The organism is Mycobacterium florentinum, assembly GCF_010730355.1.
Lineage (GTDB): Bacteria > Actinomycetota > Actinomycetes > Mycobacteriales > Mycobacteriaceae > Mycobacterium > Mycobacterium florentinum.
In genome coordinates this window covers 3,456,476-3,471,348 of the sequence record NZ_AP022576.1, presented here as the reverse complement: position 1 = coordinate 3,471,348, position 14,873 = coordinate 3,456,476, and the positions used below count along the sequence as shown (strand labels likewise).

At 65.9% G+C, this 14,873-nt stretch carries 16 protein-coding genes; 7 read left to right on the top strand and 9 right to left on the bottom strand.

The window, feature by feature from the left end; genetic code table 11:
* Window positions 1-1,767 carry a SulP family inorganic anion transporter gene (locus tag G6N55_RS16445; RefSeq protein WP_085222974.1) on the top strand — a complete coding sequence of 589 codons (1,767 nt, stop codon included), beginning with the start codon at window positions 1-3 and terminating at the stop codon, window positions 1,765-1,767.
* Here G6N55_RS16445 and G6N55_RS16440 read toward each other — a convergent pair.
* The 7 genes from G6N55_RS16440 to G6N55_RS16410 all read right to left on the bottom strand — a co-directional run bounded on the left by G6N55_RS16440 (window position 1,764) and on the right by G6N55_RS16410 (window position 8,207).
* Window positions 1,764-2,600 carry an SDR family oxidoreductase gene (locus G6N55_RS16440; RefSeq protein WP_085222297.1) on the bottom strand — a complete coding sequence of 279 codons (837 nt, stop codon included), beginning with the start codon at window positions 2,598-2,600 and terminating at the stop codon, window positions 1,764-1,766. The two genes, G6N55_RS16445 and G6N55_RS16440, sit on opposite strands and share 4 nt — an antisense overlap.
* A 41-nt stretch (window positions 2,601-2,641) precedes the next feature.
* Window positions 2,642-3,880, bottom strand: coding sequence for a hypothetical protein (locus G6N55_RS16435; RefSeq protein ID WP_139826851.1), 1,239 nt, complete (start codon window positions 3,878-3,880; stop codon window positions 2,642-2,644).
* Entirely contained in the window at window positions 3,877-4,176 is a 300-nt protein-coding gene (locus tag G6N55_RS30365) for a zinc-ribbon domain-containing protein (protein WP_085222299.1), read from the bottom strand. The genes G6N55_RS16435 and G6N55_RS30365 overlap by 4 nt, the downstream gene beginning before the upstream one ends.
* 79 nt (window positions 4,177-4,255) lie before the next feature.
* Complete coding sequence (locus tag G6N55_RS16425) at window positions 4,256-5,557, bottom strand: sodium/calcium exchanger protein (RefSeq protein ID WP_232078765.1); 1,302 nt, start codon at window positions 5,555-5,557, stop codon at window positions 4,256-4,258.
* 367 nt (window positions 5,558-5,924) lie between these two features.
* Window positions 5,925-6,743 carry an SDR family NAD(P)-dependent oxidoreductase gene (locus G6N55_RS16420; protein ID WP_085222301.1) on the bottom strand — a complete coding sequence of 273 codons (819 nt, stop codon included), beginning with the start codon at window positions 6,741-6,743 and terminating at the stop codon, window positions 5,925-5,927.
* Between the two features lie 13 nt (window positions 6,744-6,756).
* Window positions 6,757-7,167 carry a nuclear transport factor 2 family protein gene (locus G6N55_RS16415; protein ID WP_085222302.1) on the bottom strand — a complete coding sequence of 137 codons (411 nt, stop codon included), beginning with the start codon at window positions 7,165-7,167 and terminating at the stop codon, window positions 6,757-6,759.
* Window positions 7,164-8,207: a zinc-binding dehydrogenase gene (locus G6N55_RS16410; protein ID WP_085222303.1), complete on the bottom strand. Its 1,044-nt coding sequence runs from the start codon at window positions 8,205-8,207 to the stop codon at window positions 7,164-7,166. The genes G6N55_RS16415 and G6N55_RS16410 overlap by 4 nt, the downstream gene beginning before the upstream one ends.
* A gap of 97 nt (window positions 8,208-8,304) precedes the next feature.
* On the opposite strand from G6N55_RS16410, the gene G6N55_RS16405 reads away from it, so the two are divergent.
* The 3 genes from G6N55_RS16405 to G6N55_RS16395 are packed head-to-tail and all read left to right on the top strand — an operon-like array spanning window position 8,305 to window position 11,480.
* Window positions 8,305-9,228, top strand: a complete 924-nt coding sequence (locus G6N55_RS16405) for an IclR family transcriptional regulator (RefSeq protein WP_264002039.1) — start codon at window positions 8,305-8,307, stop codon at window positions 9,226-9,228.
* Window positions 9,229-9,276: 48 nt separating this feature from the next.
* Entirely contained in the window at window positions 9,277-10,665 is a 1,389-nt protein-coding gene (locus G6N55_RS16400) for an MmgE/PrpD family protein (RefSeq protein WP_085222305.1), read from the top strand.
* A 50-nt stretch (window positions 10,666-10,715) separates the two neighbouring features.
* Window positions 10,716-11,480 (top strand): DUF2127 domain-containing protein, encoded by a 765-nt coding sequence (locus tag G6N55_RS16395; protein ID WP_085222306.1) that lies wholly within the window; start codon window positions 10,716-10,718, stop codon window positions 11,478-11,480.
* A gap of 3 nt (window positions 11,481-11,483) precedes the next feature.
* On the opposite strand, the gene G6N55_RS16390 is transcribed toward G6N55_RS16395, so the two are convergent.
* Window positions 11,484-12,089 (bottom strand): PaaI family thioesterase, encoded by a 606-nt coding sequence (locus tag G6N55_RS16390; RefSeq protein ID WP_085222307.1) that lies wholly within the window; start codon window positions 12,087-12,089, stop codon window positions 11,484-11,486.
* A 370-nt stretch (window positions 12,090-12,459) separates the two neighbouring features.
* Here G6N55_RS16390 and G6N55_RS29400 point away from each other — a divergent pair, with 370 nt between their 5' ends.
* Together G6N55_RS29400 and G6N55_RS16385 are read left to right on the top strand one after the other, a co-directional pair.
* Window positions 12,460-12,624 carry a hypothetical protein gene (locus G6N55_RS29400; protein ID WP_169718495.1) on the top strand — a complete coding sequence of 55 codons (165 nt, stop codon included), beginning with the start codon at window positions 12,460-12,462 and terminating at the stop codon, window positions 12,622-12,624.
* An 80-nt stretch (window positions 12,625-12,704) separates the two neighbouring features.
* Window positions 12,705-13,466 carry a 5'-methylthioadenosine/adenosylhomocysteine nucleosidase gene (locus G6N55_RS16385; protein ID WP_139826889.1) on the top strand — a complete coding sequence of 254 codons (762 nt, stop codon included), beginning with the start codon at window positions 12,705-12,707 and terminating at the stop codon, window positions 13,464-13,466.
* Here G6N55_RS16385 and G6N55_RS16380 read toward each other — a convergent pair.
* Window positions 13,420-14,049 carry a CGNR zinc finger domain-containing protein gene (locus G6N55_RS16380; RefSeq protein WP_085222308.1) on the bottom strand — a complete coding sequence of 210 codons (630 nt, stop codon included), beginning with the start codon at window positions 14,047-14,049 and terminating at the stop codon, window positions 13,420-13,422. The genes G6N55_RS16385 and G6N55_RS16380 overlap by 47 nt on opposite strands.
* Before the next feature lie 85 nt (window positions 14,050-14,134).
* Here G6N55_RS16380 and G6N55_RS16375 point away from each other — a divergent pair, with 85 nt between their 5' ends.
* Window positions 14,135-14,827, top strand: coding sequence for an SDR family oxidoreductase (locus G6N55_RS16375; RefSeq protein WP_085222309.1), 693 nt, complete (start codon window positions 14,135-14,137; stop codon window positions 14,825-14,827).
* Window positions 14,828-14,873: the final 46 nt, after the last annotated feature.

The window sequence follows — 14,873 nt, the reverse complement described above, 5'->3', positions numbered from 1 at the left end:
GTGGGTTTCGCGCTGAACTATGACTCGGTGAAAGGCCGGCATGACGTCGTTGCCGGCCTGACCGTCGCCGCCATCTCCTTTCCGCAGGCGATGGCCTATGCGCTGATCGCCGGGGTCGATCCCCGGTTCGGGGTGTACTCGGCGATCGTCGTCACGATCGTCGCCTCGATTTTCGGGTCGTCCTCGCATCTGATCAACGGGCCGACCAGCGCCATATCGCTGCTGGTGTTCACCGCGCTCGCCTTCATCGATTCGGAGAACAGCACCCAACTGTTCGAAGGCCTGTTCCTGCTGGCCGTCCTGGTCGGCGTGTTTCAGATCGTGATCAGCTTGTTCAAGCTGGGCAACCTGACCCGCTACATTTCCGAGTCGGTCATCATCGGTTTCATGGCGGCCGCCGCATTTCTGCTGGCCGTCGGCCAGCTCGGCAATGCCCTGGGCGTGCGCGACAAGGGCAACGGGCACATGCAGGTGTTGCACCGGGTGTGGCTGACCCTGTCGCACGGCGATCACGTCAACTACCGCGCCGTGGTATTGAGCACGGCGGCAGTGCTTTTGGCGGTTGTCCTGCGCAAGCTGGTGCGGCGGTACGGCTGGCCGCAGATCGACATGCTTGCGGTGCTGATCATCACCTCGGTGATCGCCTACCTCGCGGGATGGTCGATTCCGGGGGCCGGCGGCCATACCGCGGTGTCCGTGGCGGCCAAGATCCCGCGCAGCCTACCCAGCGCGCATGTCCCCGAAGTCCACACCGAATTCCTGCCGCACCTTTCCACCGGCGCGCTGGCGATCGCCTTCGTCGGCATCATCGAGGCGTTGTCGATCGCCAAAGCCATTGCGTACCAAACCCAGCAGAAGATCGACTACAACCGGCAGATCATGGCCGAAGGCCTCGCCAACCTGGCCGGCGGCTTCTTCCAGAGCCTGCCTGGCTCGGGCTCGCTGTCACGGTCGGCGATCAATTTTCAGTCCGGGGCCAAAACGCGATTCTCCGGGATCGTCTCGGCCGCAACGGTTGCCGGCGCGCTGCTGTTGTTCGCTCCGCTCTTGCGCTACGTGCCGCAGCCGGCACTCGCGGGCCTGCTGTTGGTCACTGCGGTGCGGCTGGTCGACTTCAAGCGCCTGATCTACACCGTCAAGGCGTCGCGCTACGACGCGGGCCTGGTGATCGTTACCGCGTTCACCGGTGTGGCGGTCGATCTCGACAAATCGGTCCTGCTCGGTGTGGTGCTGTCGATCCTGTTGTTCGTGCCGCGGGCCGCCAAGCTGAAGGCCCGGGAACTCATAGTCACGCCCGAACGCGTTGTACGCGAGCGCATTTCAGGCGAAAATGCCGACCCGTTGGTCGTCATCTATGACTTGGAAGGTGAGCTGTTCTTCGGCGCCGCACCGGAATTGGATCGCCACCTGGCCGAGATCAGCAAGCGGATCGCGGATGACGACATCAAGTTCGTGGTGTTGCGGCTCAAACGGGTGCGCCACCCCGACGTCGTATGCATCGAGCGCATCGAGCACTTCCTGCGGGAAGAGACCGCACGCGGCGTCACCGTGCTACTGGCCGGCGTGCGTCCCGACACCCTCGCGGTGCTGAACAATGTCGGGTTCCAAAGTTGGTTCGCCGCAGAGCATGTCTTCCCCGAAGAGGACGAGGATTTCTCGGCGACGCTCAAGGCGGTGCGCTACGCCCACAGCGAGCTGGCTGACCTGAACCTGAGGGAACCGCCTCCGATCGCGCCCGAGCTCACAAGCTTCTACTACCTGGTCTAGCCGCCCTCGGCTAGCCTGGACCGCTCGGTCATCGAGGCGATCACGCCGCCGTCGTTGAGGATGTCGGTGCCGGAGAGGTAGCCCGCCTTGTCACTGGCACAGAAGGCGAGCAGCTCGGCCATCTCCTCCGGCTTGCCCCAGCGCGGGACCGCGGCGTTGGCCACCATCGCGCCGGCGCCGGCCTGCTCCTCGAGCCGGCCCATCTCGGTGTCGATGGACCCCGGAGAAACGGAGACGATCCGCAATCCGCGCGCATTGAATCGCTCGGCCTGCGACTGGCTGTACCACTTCACGAAGCTCTTGCTCAACGCGTACGCGAGACCCGAGCGGGCCTCCTCCGGGGCGATGTCGCACACGGCCACCATCGCGTCCGCGAAGGCACCGCTGTCCTCGAGCGCCAGCGGGAATCGTGCCGTCGGAATCATTTCCGCGGGCAACATGTGGGCCGCCATCGATGCCACGTTGACGATCACGGAACCTTCGCCGGCGGTCGCGTAGAACACCTCGTTGACGTTGACGGTGCCGACCGCATTGGTCCGCATCACATAGTCGGCGGAACCCATACTCGGGCTCACCCCCGCGGTGTGGATGACCGAGGTCAGTGTCCCGAGGTTGCTCGCGTTGTCGAACAACTCCGTGACCGCGTCCCGATCGGTCACATCGCAGTTGACGACGGTGGGATCCATCCCGAGCTCTTTCAGGGTTGCGGCCGCGTCGTCCAGCCGTTCCTGCCTGACATCGCAGAGAACTAGGGCGTGGTCGCGCCCGACGATTTTGGCCGTGGCCAGACCCATGCCACCGGCGCCGCCTGTGATCACCGACACTCGATTCATACCTGGACGGTATACGGCGGCCGATGGTGTGCAGCGCCGGGCTATTCCATTGCCTGCGCCCAGGCGATATGTCCTTCGAAGCCAAGCGCATTCGCTCTCGCACGATAGCGGTCCCGATAGTCGCGATAGGCCGATTCGTCACCGCGGGCTTGCGCCTCCCGGGCGCGCATCGGCAGCAGCCACAGCTCGTTTACGACGAATCCGGGTTCGGTCGGGACAGCTGCTAATCGTTCGATGGCAGCTTGCGCCTCTTCGAGGTCCGCCGGACGGCCCCTACCTAATAGGCCACCCACGAGGACCGAAACGGAAACGCCGCGCAACAACATGTCGCCGCAGTCGTATTCGGTCTCGACGACGGTTCGCGAACCTTCGATGGCGCCGTCGAGATCGCCGGCACGCGCCAACTCCGTGGCGAAATAGAGGTTCACCAATTCGCCTGCCACCATCGTGAAGCGCTCCTGTCTGGCGGCTTCCCGAGCCGATACGAGGAGCGCGTAAGCGTCGTCGCGGCCGGGCCCGAAGAAGGTGGTCAGCGCAATGCCCCGCACATACTGGGCGCGGGCTAGCGTGAGGTTGTCGCCGAACCTCTCCGCAATTTCCATCAATTCGGACGTCTCGTCAACGGCCGAGACGTCCGGCAGCAATGCCCCGACAGTGATCAGGGTGTGTTTGAAAAGCAGGGCCATTCCAAACAACGTCGGGTCGAACGCACGAACCATCGTCACGGCCTGATCGACGTCGGCCCTCCAGCCGGATTTCCCAAGCAGGCTCCGCGCACAGCCGCGCAGCAAAATCGCCCCCGTCAGTGGAGAGCCGATGATCAGATTGCCCTTGGTGGCATCGCCATCGGCAAGGTCGATCATCAGTTGGGCAAGGCGTTCGGTTTCGGTCATCTCGGCGTGCATGTATTTGGCTGCGACGGGGCTGTAAAGCAACCCGAGAACAAGCGTCGGGTCTCCGATGGACTCGAGCAGCCCGGTGAGCTCGGTCGCCAACCGCGATGCTTCGTCGACCTGGGCGTGGGTTACCAGTGCCGACACCCAACCCGCCATACCCATGGTGAGTGAGACCTTGTCACCGGCGTCGCTCGCTAGATCACGTAATTCGTCGAACCCGATGTCGGCCACACTGCCACCGGCGAGCCAAGCGCTGGCGCACAGCAGTGTTCGCGGCGCGATCCGCATGGCGGTGCGGTCACTGTCGCCGTCGGGTAGTCGGTCCGCGACATCGCGTGCATGCCGCCAACTCGCCCGTGCGGCAGTGATATTGCGATGGGTCAACCACGTCCCCGCGCGCATGTGCCAGTCGAAGGCCGCGTGTAGCTCGTCCGCGGCTTTGAAGTGCTCGGCGCCAGCGCACCCATGATCTCGCGCAGTCGTTCGGCACCCACCGCTGCAGCGAGGTCCATTGAATGCACGACATCGGCGAACAGCACAGTCACCTGCTTGTACTCCGCTGCCGTGTACGGAGTCTTGGTTGGCGAACCGCACTCGTCGCAGAACTTGGCGGTGGCACGTAATTCCGCGCCGCATGACGGGCACGCCACTGTCGACGTCGTCACGTGAGCACCACCCATCCAGGCCGTACCACCCCAGTCGTTAAGAATAGGCGGCTTGCCGGACGTAGGCGCGGTATTGACGCGTTGCTAAACCCCGCTACCTCGGGAGCGCCGACTCCTCTACCGGGTGGTGCGGATGGCCGGCGTGCCGGACCGCGGTCCCGACGAACGGTGCCTGCAGGGTGGCCGCGAGGTGGCGGCGGTTGACGACTAGGGCGACGATCGCGATCACGGCGTAGATGCCGCACAGGATGAGTCGCTCCGGGGTCGAGGTCAGCGGGAACTGAACGACGAACAATCCCAGCAGCGTCCAGGCGGCCGCCCGGCGGAAGCGCAGCGCCAGGATCATCGCGACACCCATCAGGGTTTGGCAGGCCGTGAGCAGGACTTCTTCGATCTGGCGGGAGTCGAGCTCCAGGGATAAGCCGCCGCCACCGAGCATGTGGGCGACCGGCAGCGACCCGATCAGCAGCGTCCACTGGTTGACCTTGGACGAGATCAGCGTGGCGATGGCCGCGGTGCCCTTGCCGCGGGTGGCGAAGATGGTCGCGATGATGAACTCGGGCGCCTCCGAGGCCAACGGCGCCAGCCACTGCACCAGCAGGAACCGGTCGATGCCCAGCTCGGTACCGGCCGCGACCAGATTGTCCGCAAATGGCTTGGCGCACAGCAGGATTACCGCTCCGGACACCGTGAACAGGCTGACCACGACGATGCGGCGGGTCCGGTCCGATAGTTCACCCAGAGCGGCGGCGGTACCGACCAGGTCGGGCTCCTCGACGTCGCCGTGGCTGACCTTGTACAGGTAGAAACCGAACCAGGCCAGCAGGGCCAACCCCAGTCCGAGGTGGATTTCGCCGCCGCCCGGTATCGCGAACGCCACCACTCCGGCGATCAGCAGGAACCCGAGTTCGACGCGATTGGCGGGCTCCAGCGTCAAGCCGGTGATCTTGCCGGCGCCGGCCCGCCGCGCGGCCACGACGCTGACCAGCACCACGACCGGCCATCCCAGGCCCATCAACAGTCGATTGGATCCGGTCATGTTGGCCGCCGCGTACTGCGTGTACTCGGCGTTATGGCCCGATACGAACGCGTAGTAGAGGTCCACCGCGTATTCGGGCAGCACCGCGACCAGGGCGAGCACCGCGATCGCGAGCCCGCCGGAAACGTCGATCTGCGCCGCCTCGGCGGCCCACGCCAGCAGGAAGCTGGCCGACACGACCGCGGCGCCGAAGATCAGCAGGGCGGCAACCGGGTCCGGATGCAGGCCCATGACTCGGACCATCACCGCGGGCGCGATGAACGTCGCGGTGATCAGTGCCGAACGCAAGAGGGTGCGCCGCGGCCAGCGTGACGCCGCCGTCGGAGTCCAGGCGATGGCCCTGTCAGTGGCGAGCATCGTCATCCTTCACTCTGGGTGCCGATCATGAATGGCTACTTGGCTCGCGGCCGTGGCTTGACCTGCTCGCCAAAGCTACCCGCTTCAGCCATGTCCAGCAACGTTATGACTATGCCAAGCGAAGCCGTTTAGGCTCCTATATTTGCTGGCCAGAGCACTCAATCTCGAAATTTAGGCTCAACTAACTTCAGATTGTGGCAAACCGATCTAGGGGTCTTGCGGGGACTCTGCCGGCCTGGGGAGCGGTTCGGGCACCCGTCCGGTGGGTCGGCAAGGCAACCGCGGCACGTCAACATGCACGGCGGCGCATAGCTGGAGTCCGGGGCTCCGACCGATGCCCGGCGGATCCCCGACGTCGGCCGGGCGGTTAGTGATCCGGCCCCATCGCCGCGGCCGCGGCCTGGGTGAACAGTTCGACCGCCTGATTCCGGGTGAGGGACGCGATCATTTGTGCGCCGGCGCGCATCATGTCGCCGGCCATCCAGGTCGGCCCGTTGGTCAGGTTCTCGAACGCCTCGGCAATGACTTCGTCCACCGAGATTGCGCCGGCCGGTACCTCGTCGGGCGAACCGATCTGGCCGCGGCTGTATTCGAGTTCGCGCAGTGCGGGTGTGTTGGTCTTGCCCAGCATCAGACCGAGTACGTCGACGCCCTTGTCGTGCAGCTCGGCCCACAGCGCCTCGGTGAAGACCATGTCGAACGCCTTGGAGGCGCTGTACGCGACCATGTTGGGGCTTCCGGCCAAAGCGGCACCGGAGGAGAAGATGACGATGCCGCCGTTGCCTCGCTCGACCATTGCGGGGGCGAAGTGGTGGCATAGCTGCATCGGCACCATGCAGTTGCGCTGCACCATCGCTTCGGCGGTCTCGATCGAAGTATCAAGAAAATGCTGGTAATTCGGGTCGGCGCCCGCGCAATACACCAGGAAGCCGATCTCCAGGTCGCCGGTGGCTTCGGCGATGACGGTTGCCGCGTCCGGTCGCGCGAGATCGACAGCGAGTGTACGGGTTTGGGTGCCAGTCTGTGATTCGATCTGGGCCGCAACCTGATCGAGCACGGACTGCCGCCGGGACAGCAGCACGACGTTGACGCCGCGCTCGGCGAGTCCGGTGGCGAAGGCAGCACCTAAGCCGTCGGAGGCGCCGGCCACCAGCGCCCACGGGCCGTACTTGGTTGCGAACGTCATGTTTTCGCTCCTCTTACTGGCCGAACGTCGCGACGCGAACCTGGGTGAACTGGCGTCGCGCAATGCGCCAGCCGTCCGGCGTCCGGACGATCACGTCGTCGTAGAAGCCCCACGCGTTGACCCCGGACTGGTTGTCGCCGAACATGATTACCGCGTCGATGTAGGTTCGGGCGGTGGCTTTGTCGCCATCGAGGGTGATGGCCTGATTGGACAAGCGGTGCAGGGTATGGCCCGCCATCGCGTGCGTCTTGTCCATGAAGTCGGTGACTTCGTCCACACCATGCCAGGTGCCGATTTCGCCGTAGTCGAGTTCGCAATCGTCGGTGAACACGGTGCGGAACAGGGGCCAGTCGCGACTGTCGATTCCGGTGGCGTAGCGCACCAGCAGATCGGAGATGTCCTGACGGTCGTCTTGTTCGGTCATGCGATGTCTCCGTTCGGGTGGACCACGATGCGCGGCGGCCCGTCGGATCGCCGGGCGAGATCGAGTGCGTCGGGAACCTCATCGAGGCCGATGACCTTGCCGACACTGGGGAGCGGATCGAGCTGTCCCGAGGCGATGGCATCGAGCGTCCCGTACCAGTCCTGCGGGTGCGGTCCGCCGCCGAATTGGATTGTGACGCCTTGGCGGGTCGCGGTGGTGATGTCGAGGGTGTCCCCGGTGTACCAGCCGCCCGCACAGTAGATGCGAGTCAGCATTTCGGCGGATTCGACGATGTTCTGGATCAGACCGGCGGCACCGACGCATTCGAATACGACGGCGGGGCCGGGCAATCCGCGGTCGGCCCGGACGTCTCGGAATGCGTCGAACGGCGATCTCTGTGCGGGATCGACGACGACGTGCGCGCCGAAGTGGTCCCGGGCCAGCTCGCGCCGATCGGACTTGTAGTCCGCCACGATGATCGGTTCGATGCCGCGGGACGCCAAGGCGGCAACGGCCGAGAGGCCGATCGCCCCCGCGCCGATGACGATGGCGATCTCGCCCGGTTGGATATCGGCCGACCTCACATAGAACTCGCCCACCGCGAAGGCATCGACCAACGCGACGGCGTCGCTGGCAATGTCACCGGAGACGGCTTTGGCCGCCGCCTCCGAAATCACCAGCAGCTCACCGAAACTCCCCGGCGCCTCGGGGTGCTGGCCGATGATCCGCACTCCGCCCGCGCCGCCGTCGACCAGGCGTATCGGGATCGAGGTCACCCGGGTGCCCACGGCGAACTGATCCGAGCAGCCGGGTCCATGTCCGATGACCTCGCCGACGAATTCGTGACCGAGCACGATGTCGCGATCCGTGTCGTACAACGAACGGCCGGTCGGATCGTCGATGGCGAGTTCGGGGTGGTCCATGAAGTGCACGTCCGAGGCGCAGATCGCGGTGCTCAGCGTGCGCAGCAGCAGCTCGCCCGTCCCGGGCTCGGGGTCGGCTGTCTCGCGGACCGTGAGCCGACCGTCTCTCAAAACCACAGCGCGCAACGCGTCTGCCTCAATTTCTCGAATAATCGAGTAATTCTGTCGAATGTTCGCTATAACTGTAGGAACCCGGTCTCAAAGGAGTCAAGCCATTCGCGGATCCACCTCGGCGCCGACCGCGCGGGTACTCGACGTTGTCGAGTTGCTGGCGCGGTCCGGAAACACGCGAATGCGCTTCTCCGACATCGTGCGCGAGCTCGACCTGACGCAGGGGACGGTGCACGCGATCCTCAAGACGCTGTGCGATCGCGGCTGGGCGAGCCGGGACCCCGTCGCGAAGACCTTCTCGCTGGGCCCGGCCCTGGCCCCGGTGGCGGCGCGGATGGACACGGCCCGGCCGTTGGCGCACGCCGCACGGTCCGCGGCGGTGCGACTTTCCCGCGAGGTCGGCTACGCCGGCTCGGTAGTCGAGCGGTTCGGCGATTCGTTGGTAGTCACCGCTTTTGAGGACGATCCCGCCACCCAGCCCGCGGGAATACCCGGCGATCGCATCCCGTACACGCCGCCGTTCGGCGTCGCGTTCGCCGCCTGGGACACCGACGAAGAACAGCGCGCGTGGATACGCCGCGGCACGGGCAGCAATGCCGATCGGATCCAGCGCCTGGAACACGTCCTGGCGCGCACCCGCGAGCGCGGGTTCGACGTCGACTGGACAACGCCCGCGCTGGCCCAGGCCGTCCAGGTAGTCGGCACGCTGGACAGCAACGAGATGCCGACTCCGGTGCGTCACATTCTCGACCAGCTGCTGGTCGAGTTCACCACCATCGGCTTTCTGTCCGATGACAACCCCGGTCGCCGCAAACAACCCGTCGCGACCGTCGCCGCGCCGGTTTTCGACCACCGCGGCCACGTCGCCCTGATGGTTGGCGTGCATCCGCTGTCGCCGCTGAGCGCCCGGCAGATCCAGGTGATCGGCAACAAGCTCACCGCGGAGACCACGGCGATCAGCGAAGCCCAGCGGCATCCGCCGGTCGTGGACCTCGAGGAGCGCAGCGGCGTCCGCCGCCGAGCCTAAGCTCGTAGGCGGCGGGGGAGGCGAAAAGCGATGGCGCATCACTATGTTGTGGACGATCTTGCCGGCTTCGTCGTCGGTGCCGGGCCGTCGGATCTGAGCGAGCACCCACGGGCATTGCTCAAACGCAACGTGCTCGACAGCATCGCCTGCGCCGTCGGTTCGCTGGACGGCGAACTCATCGCCACGATCCGCGCGCACACCGAAGAGTTCAGCGGCCGCGCCTCGGCGACGCTCATCGGTGGCGGCCGTGCCTCGGTGGACCAGGCCGCGTTCTTCAACGCGGTGCTGGTGCGCTATCCCGACCTGCTCGACACCTACCTGACCGTGGGCGGCCTGTGCCACCCGGCCGACAACTTCGGCGCCGTCCTGGCGGTGGCCGAACACGTCAACGCCACCGGAGCCGATTTCCTGCTCGCTCTCGCGGTCGCCTACGAAGTCCAATGTCGTTTCAGTGCACAGGTTCCCGTGATGGCGCGCGGCCTCAACCATGCGCTGCAACTGGCGATGTCGGTCGCGGCCGGATCGGCGAAGTTGCTTGGCCTGGACGCCGAGCGTACCGCCCACGCGATCGCGGCGGCCGCGGCCGACAATGTCTCCCTCGCCGCGGTCCACACCGAGCCGGTGTCGAACTGGAAAGGCATCTCGCCGGCGATCACCGGCATGCGTGCGGTGTACACGACGATATTGGCCGGTCGTGGGATCACCGGGCCCAAGTCCTTGTTCGAAGGCCCCAACGGACTGGTCCAACTCTTCGATCAGCCAATCGATTTCGACACCGCCGACCGCGGACTCCGATCGGTCGAGCAGACCTATCTCAAGCAATATTGTGCACTGATCCACGGACAGGCCATCATCGACGCGCTGTTGGCGATTCGGACGGACAACGGTCTGCGCGGCGACGACGTCGCGCGGGTGCGGATCGAGGTTTTTCATACCGCCTACGACATCGCCGGTGGGGGAGCCTACGGCGACAAAGATCATCCGCGGACCAAGGAACAGGCCGACTACAACCTCAAGTACCTCAGCGCGGTCGCGCTGCTCGACGGCGGAGTGGGTCCCGAGCAGCTGGAGAATGAACGTGTGCTGCGCGACGACGTGCAGGAGTTGCTGGCGCGCGTCGACGTGGTCGCCGCGGCCGACCTGACCGCCGACTACCCGCAACGTACCGCGACGCGAGTGCATGTCCGCACCAGCGACGGACGGGAATTCAGCCGCGAGGAAAGCGATTACGAGGGATCGCCGACCCGGCCGATGACGTGGGACCGGGTGGTGGACAAGTTCGGCTGGCTCGCCGAACCGTTCTGCGACGACGCGCTGCGCGCCGACATCGTCACCGCCGTCGACCAGATCGACGAGATCGCCGTCGCCGAGCTCACCGGACTGCTGGGCGCGGCGAGCCCGCGGCCGCTGCGCCCGCGTAGCCGGCCGCGGCTCTGAAACCCGCGCGCCCTCTTGCGTCATTTGCTGCCCGCGTTGAATGATCGGCCATGCGCAAAGAACGCGGCATCAACCGGTGGGAGCTCGTCAGCTGCGCGCTAGCGGGTCACGTCACCTACGCGCCGGAAGAGCAGGGACTCGCCGACCGGCTCAGCGGCACCACCGGACTCGGCGAAGTGTGGCGGTGCCTGCGCTGCGGGGAATTCGTCGTCGGCGCACCGCACGGCCGCGGCCACGCCGAAGACGCCCCGATGATCATGCGCGGCAAGGCTTTACGGCAAGCCATCATCATTCGTGCGCTCGCGGTCGAACGCGTCTTCCGGGCCGTGGTGATCGCGCTCGCGGCGTACGCGGTGTGGACATTCCGCGGCGCGCGGGGATCCATCCAGGCCACCCTCGATCGCGACCTGCCCATCTTTCGCGCCGCCGGGTTCAAGGTCGACCAGATGACGATCGTGCACGAGCTCGAAAAGGCGCTGGCCGCCAAGCCTTCCACGCTGGCGCTGCTGACGCTGATGCTGACCGCCTACGCATTGATCGAGGTGCTCGAAGCTGTCGGCCTGTGGTTGCTCAAGCGCTGGGGTGAGTATTTCGCGGTGATCGCCACCGCGGTGTTCCTGCCGCTGGAGATCCACGACCTGGCCAAGGGCATCACGATGACCCGCCTGGTCACTTTCAGCATCAACATCCTCGCGGTGATCTACCTGGTGGTCTCCAAGCGACTGTTCGGCGCACGCGGCGGCCGCAAGGCCTACGACGAGGAGCGACGCGGCGAGCAGCTGCTCGACGTCGAGCGGGCCGCCATGACGACGTGACGTTTACGTCTTCGGGCTGATGAAAATGCCCTCGGCAGCCACCGTGACGCCGTCCTCGTCGGCGATATGACCGACGGAGAACGTCTTGACGCCTTCGGTGCGTTCGATGTGTGCCTCGGCCCGCAGGGGACGGCCCAGCGCGGTACGGCGCCGGTAACGCAGGGTCAGGGTGCCGGTGTAGACGGGCCGATCCAGCTTGTGGGCCGTCGCACCCAGCACGTGGTCGAGGATCAGGGCAGACACCCCGCCGTGCGCGTGGTCCGGCGGGCCTTCGTAGGCCGCGCCGAGAGTGAACTCCGACCACACCAATCCGTCCGGTTCGTGGTGGATCACCAGGGGCGGGGCGACCGGGTTGCGCAGACCGATCACCGCGTTGCCCCACGCGATGGTCTGGCCGTCGGGCGTCACCTGCACACCGAAGGGTCCGGGCCGCGCCGAGGCGCTCAATTCGTCTGCGGCACTGTCGATTTTGGCCTTTGCGGATGCCACTGTCTCTGGGTCGGCTTCGGTGCGGATGCTGAGGTCGACGAGCCGGCGGATTGACTGGGCCAGCGGACCATAGACCGATTCGAGCCGCCGGTAGTCAATGCAGAGCATCTCGTCAGACATATAGGCAACCTAACATTCCGTCCGCGACGCATCGCCGGCACATGTGGCAGACTGGACTTGCCCAGCGTTGGGCGTAGCGGATTTCCCTTGTGGCAGCATCATTTTCGCCAGCGTGAATCAAACCGCGTGTCGCCGGGCTCCACGATGCCGTGGATGCCGACTGGCGACCCGACTTCTGCGGGCGCCGACCGGATCAGTGCTGGTCGGAGCGGTTCGCAGAGCGTGACGAGCGGAACGGAACGCCCCGGAATGTGCGCCACGACACAAACCGCATTAGCACTGCGTTTACCCGCCTGCTGCACACTTGTAAAACAGGCGCGGTGAAATTGACGAGTCGGCCGACGAGGCTGACGGAGGAGCGGTCGAGACTATGGCAACACTGCAGACCTTGATCAACCAGAGCGCTACCAACATCGACGTAGTGGCCCCCATCAAAGCGCGCGCCTGTGACGCGCTGAACCTGGTGCGCAAGAGCACGTGGCGCGGCCGGGGAGACGACTCTCGCGTCATGCGCAAGGGTGCGGAGCGCTGCTGACCCGCTGACCGGGTCGATAGAATCGCCGGCGGTGCCAGCGTCAGTGGCCGGTGATTGGAGTGCGACTTGCACGCGAGCGAATCGCGGTGACGATCGGCGTCATTTGTGCAATCCCGCAAGAGTGGGCGTATCTGCGCAGCGTTCTGTCGGGAGCCCAGCGCGAACAGATCGCGCAGACCACCTTCGATACCGGCGAACTCGACGCATACCGGGTGGTGCTGGCCGCGGCCGGCATGGGCAAGGTGAACACGGGGCTGGTGGCAACGTTGCTGGCCGACCGATTTCATTGCCACACAATCGTTTTCACCGGAGTGGCGGGCGGACTGGATCCGCGGTTGCACATCGGTGACATCGTGATCGCCGACCGGGTCGTGCAGCACGACTTCGGGATCATCGAGGACGAGCGGTTGGCGCCCTATCAGCCGGGGCATGTCCCGTTCATCAACCCGACCGACCGCTTCGGCTACCCGGTCGAACCCGAACTGCTCGATCGCGTCAAACACCGTCTCGAGGGATTCACCTTGCCGGCGCTGGCCGCGGCGGCGGGCGGCACCGGCACGCCGCCGCGGATCAGCTACGGCACCGTCCTGACCGGCGATCAGTATCTGCACTGCGAATCCAGCCGCACCCGGTTGCACGACGAACTCGGCGGCCTGGCCATCGAAATGGAGGGCGGCGCGCTGGCCCAGGTCTGCGAGGCATTCGGGATTCCCTGGCTGGTGATCCGCGCGCTATCCGACCTGGCCGGCACCGACTCCGGCGTCGATTTCAACCTCTTCGTCGAGGAGGTCGCGATCAGTTCGGCTCGGGTGCTGCTGCGCCTGCTCCCGGCGCTGGGCTGAGCCGGTCGTCCTGCGCGGCGCGCTCACGTTCACGCCGGCGCGCCCGCGAGGCCCGCAGGTTGGCGACATTGCCGCACGTCTTCACGTTGCACCAGACGCCACTGTTGTTCTTCGAGCGGTCGTAAAAGGTCGACTCACACGGGTGGTTGTGGCATTGCTTCAGTCGTCGCCAGGTTCCCGCCTGCTGGCTGAGCAAGATCTCCCCCCAGAGCGCCGAGGCCAGCCAGCGCCAGCCACTGCCGACGGGCTCCAGCCGGACCTCGCCCGTCTCGGACATCGCGAACGACGCGGAAATCGTCGCCGTACCCGGCCCGGCGTCCGCTTCTCCGCGCACCAGCCGCGCGATCGAGGCGCGCAAGGCGCGAAGTTTTGGTAGGTCCGCGTCCGTCACGGCGGGCGGCTCGGCGGGAAGGCCGCGCAGCTCCGCCCACGTCCCCACCGCGTCGGCCAACCAGTCCCGCGCGAGCGCGGTGTCGGCGAGCAGGTCGGGCTCATGGACCGTGTTCAGGAAATCGTGCACAAACCCCAGACCGCCGGGCGCCGTCGCGAGATCGAAGCGGTGTGACGCAGGCCATGTAGACATAAGCAAATCCTACTTGACTATGTCTCTGTCAGCAATTAGCCTGACAGAAGTAAAAGTAGTTCACCTCAGTCAAGGAGTACGGATCATGGTCAACATCAAGGGAGCGACGGTCGTGGTCACGGGCGGACAGCGCGGACTCGGCAAGGCGATCGTGGACGAGTTTTTGAGCCGGGGCGCGGCCAAGGTCTATGCGACGGCCCGCACACCCAAGCCCAGCGCCGATCCCCGTGTCGTGAGTGTGGCGCTGGACGTCACCAAGGCGGATTCCGTTGCGGCGCTGGCGATTGTGGCGGCGGATGCCGACATCGTGATCAACAACGCCGGCGTCCTCGGTGCACCCAAGCTGCTGGCCAGCGACATCGAAGAGGTTCGGGACGTCTTCGAGACCAACTACTTCGGTGCTCTTCGAGTGGCCCAGGCGTTCGCCCCGATCCTGGCCGACAACGGTGGCGGAGCACTGGTGGACATCAGCTCCGTCTTGTCATGGGTGGGCGGCTTCGGCGGCTACGGTGACTCCAAGGCCGCCATCTGGTCGCTGACCAACTCGCTGCGCATCGAGCTGGAGCAACAGGGCACGCTGGTCACCTCGGTCCACCTGAGCTACACCGCGACCGACATGACCACCGCGTTCGACGTGCCGAAGAACGACCCGCGCGACGTCGCACGGCAAATCGTCGACGGCGTCCGAGGCGGTGCTGTCGAGGTGCTGGCCGACGAGCACAGCCGCCAGGCCAAGGCGGCGCTGTCGGCCCCGGCCGACTTGGTCGGCGCGCACTGATCGTCAGCCGCTTTGGGGGTCGGCAGGACGCCGGCCCCCATCGGCG

Coding starts and splice junctions, on each gene's coding strand:
- G6N55_RS16440 (WP_085222297.1), bottom strand. CDS start 2,600: ATGAATCGAGTGTCGGTGATCACAGGCGGCGCCGGTGGCATGGGTCTG.
- G6N55_RS30365 (WP_085222299.1), bottom strand. CDS start 4,176: ATGGGTGGTGCTCACGTGACGACGTCGACAGTGGCGTGCCCGTCATGC.
- G6N55_RS16425 (WP_232078765.1), bottom strand. CDS start 5,557: ATGCTCGCCACTGACAGGGCCATCGCCTGGACTCCGACGGCGGCGTCA.
- G6N55_RS16420 (WP_085222301.1), bottom strand. CDS start 6,743: ATGACGTTCGCAACCAAGTACGGCCCGTGGGCGCTGGTGGCCGGCGCC.
- G6N55_RS16415 (WP_085222302.1), bottom strand. CDS start 7,167: ATGACCGAACAAGACGACCGTCAGGACATCTCCGATCTGCTGGTGCGC.
- G6N55_RS16395 (WP_085222306.1), top strand. CDS start 10,716: ATGCGCAAAGAACGCGGCATCAACCGGTGGGAGCTCGTCAGCTGCGCG.
- G6N55_RS16390 (WP_085222307.1), bottom strand. CDS start 12,089: ATGTCTGACGAGATGCTCTGCATTGACTACCGGCGGCTCGAATCGGTC.
- G6N55_RS29400 (WP_169718495.1), top strand. CDS start 12,460: ATGGCAACACTGCAGACCTTGATCAACCAGAGCGCTACCAACATCGAC.
- G6N55_RS16380 (WP_085222308.1), bottom strand. CDS start 14,049: ATGTCTACATGGCCTGCGTCACACCGCTTCGATCTCGCGACGGCGCCC.
- G6N55_RS16375 (WP_085222309.1), top strand. CDS start 14,135: ATGGTCAACATCAAGGGAGCGACGGTCGTGGTCACGGGCGGACAGCGC.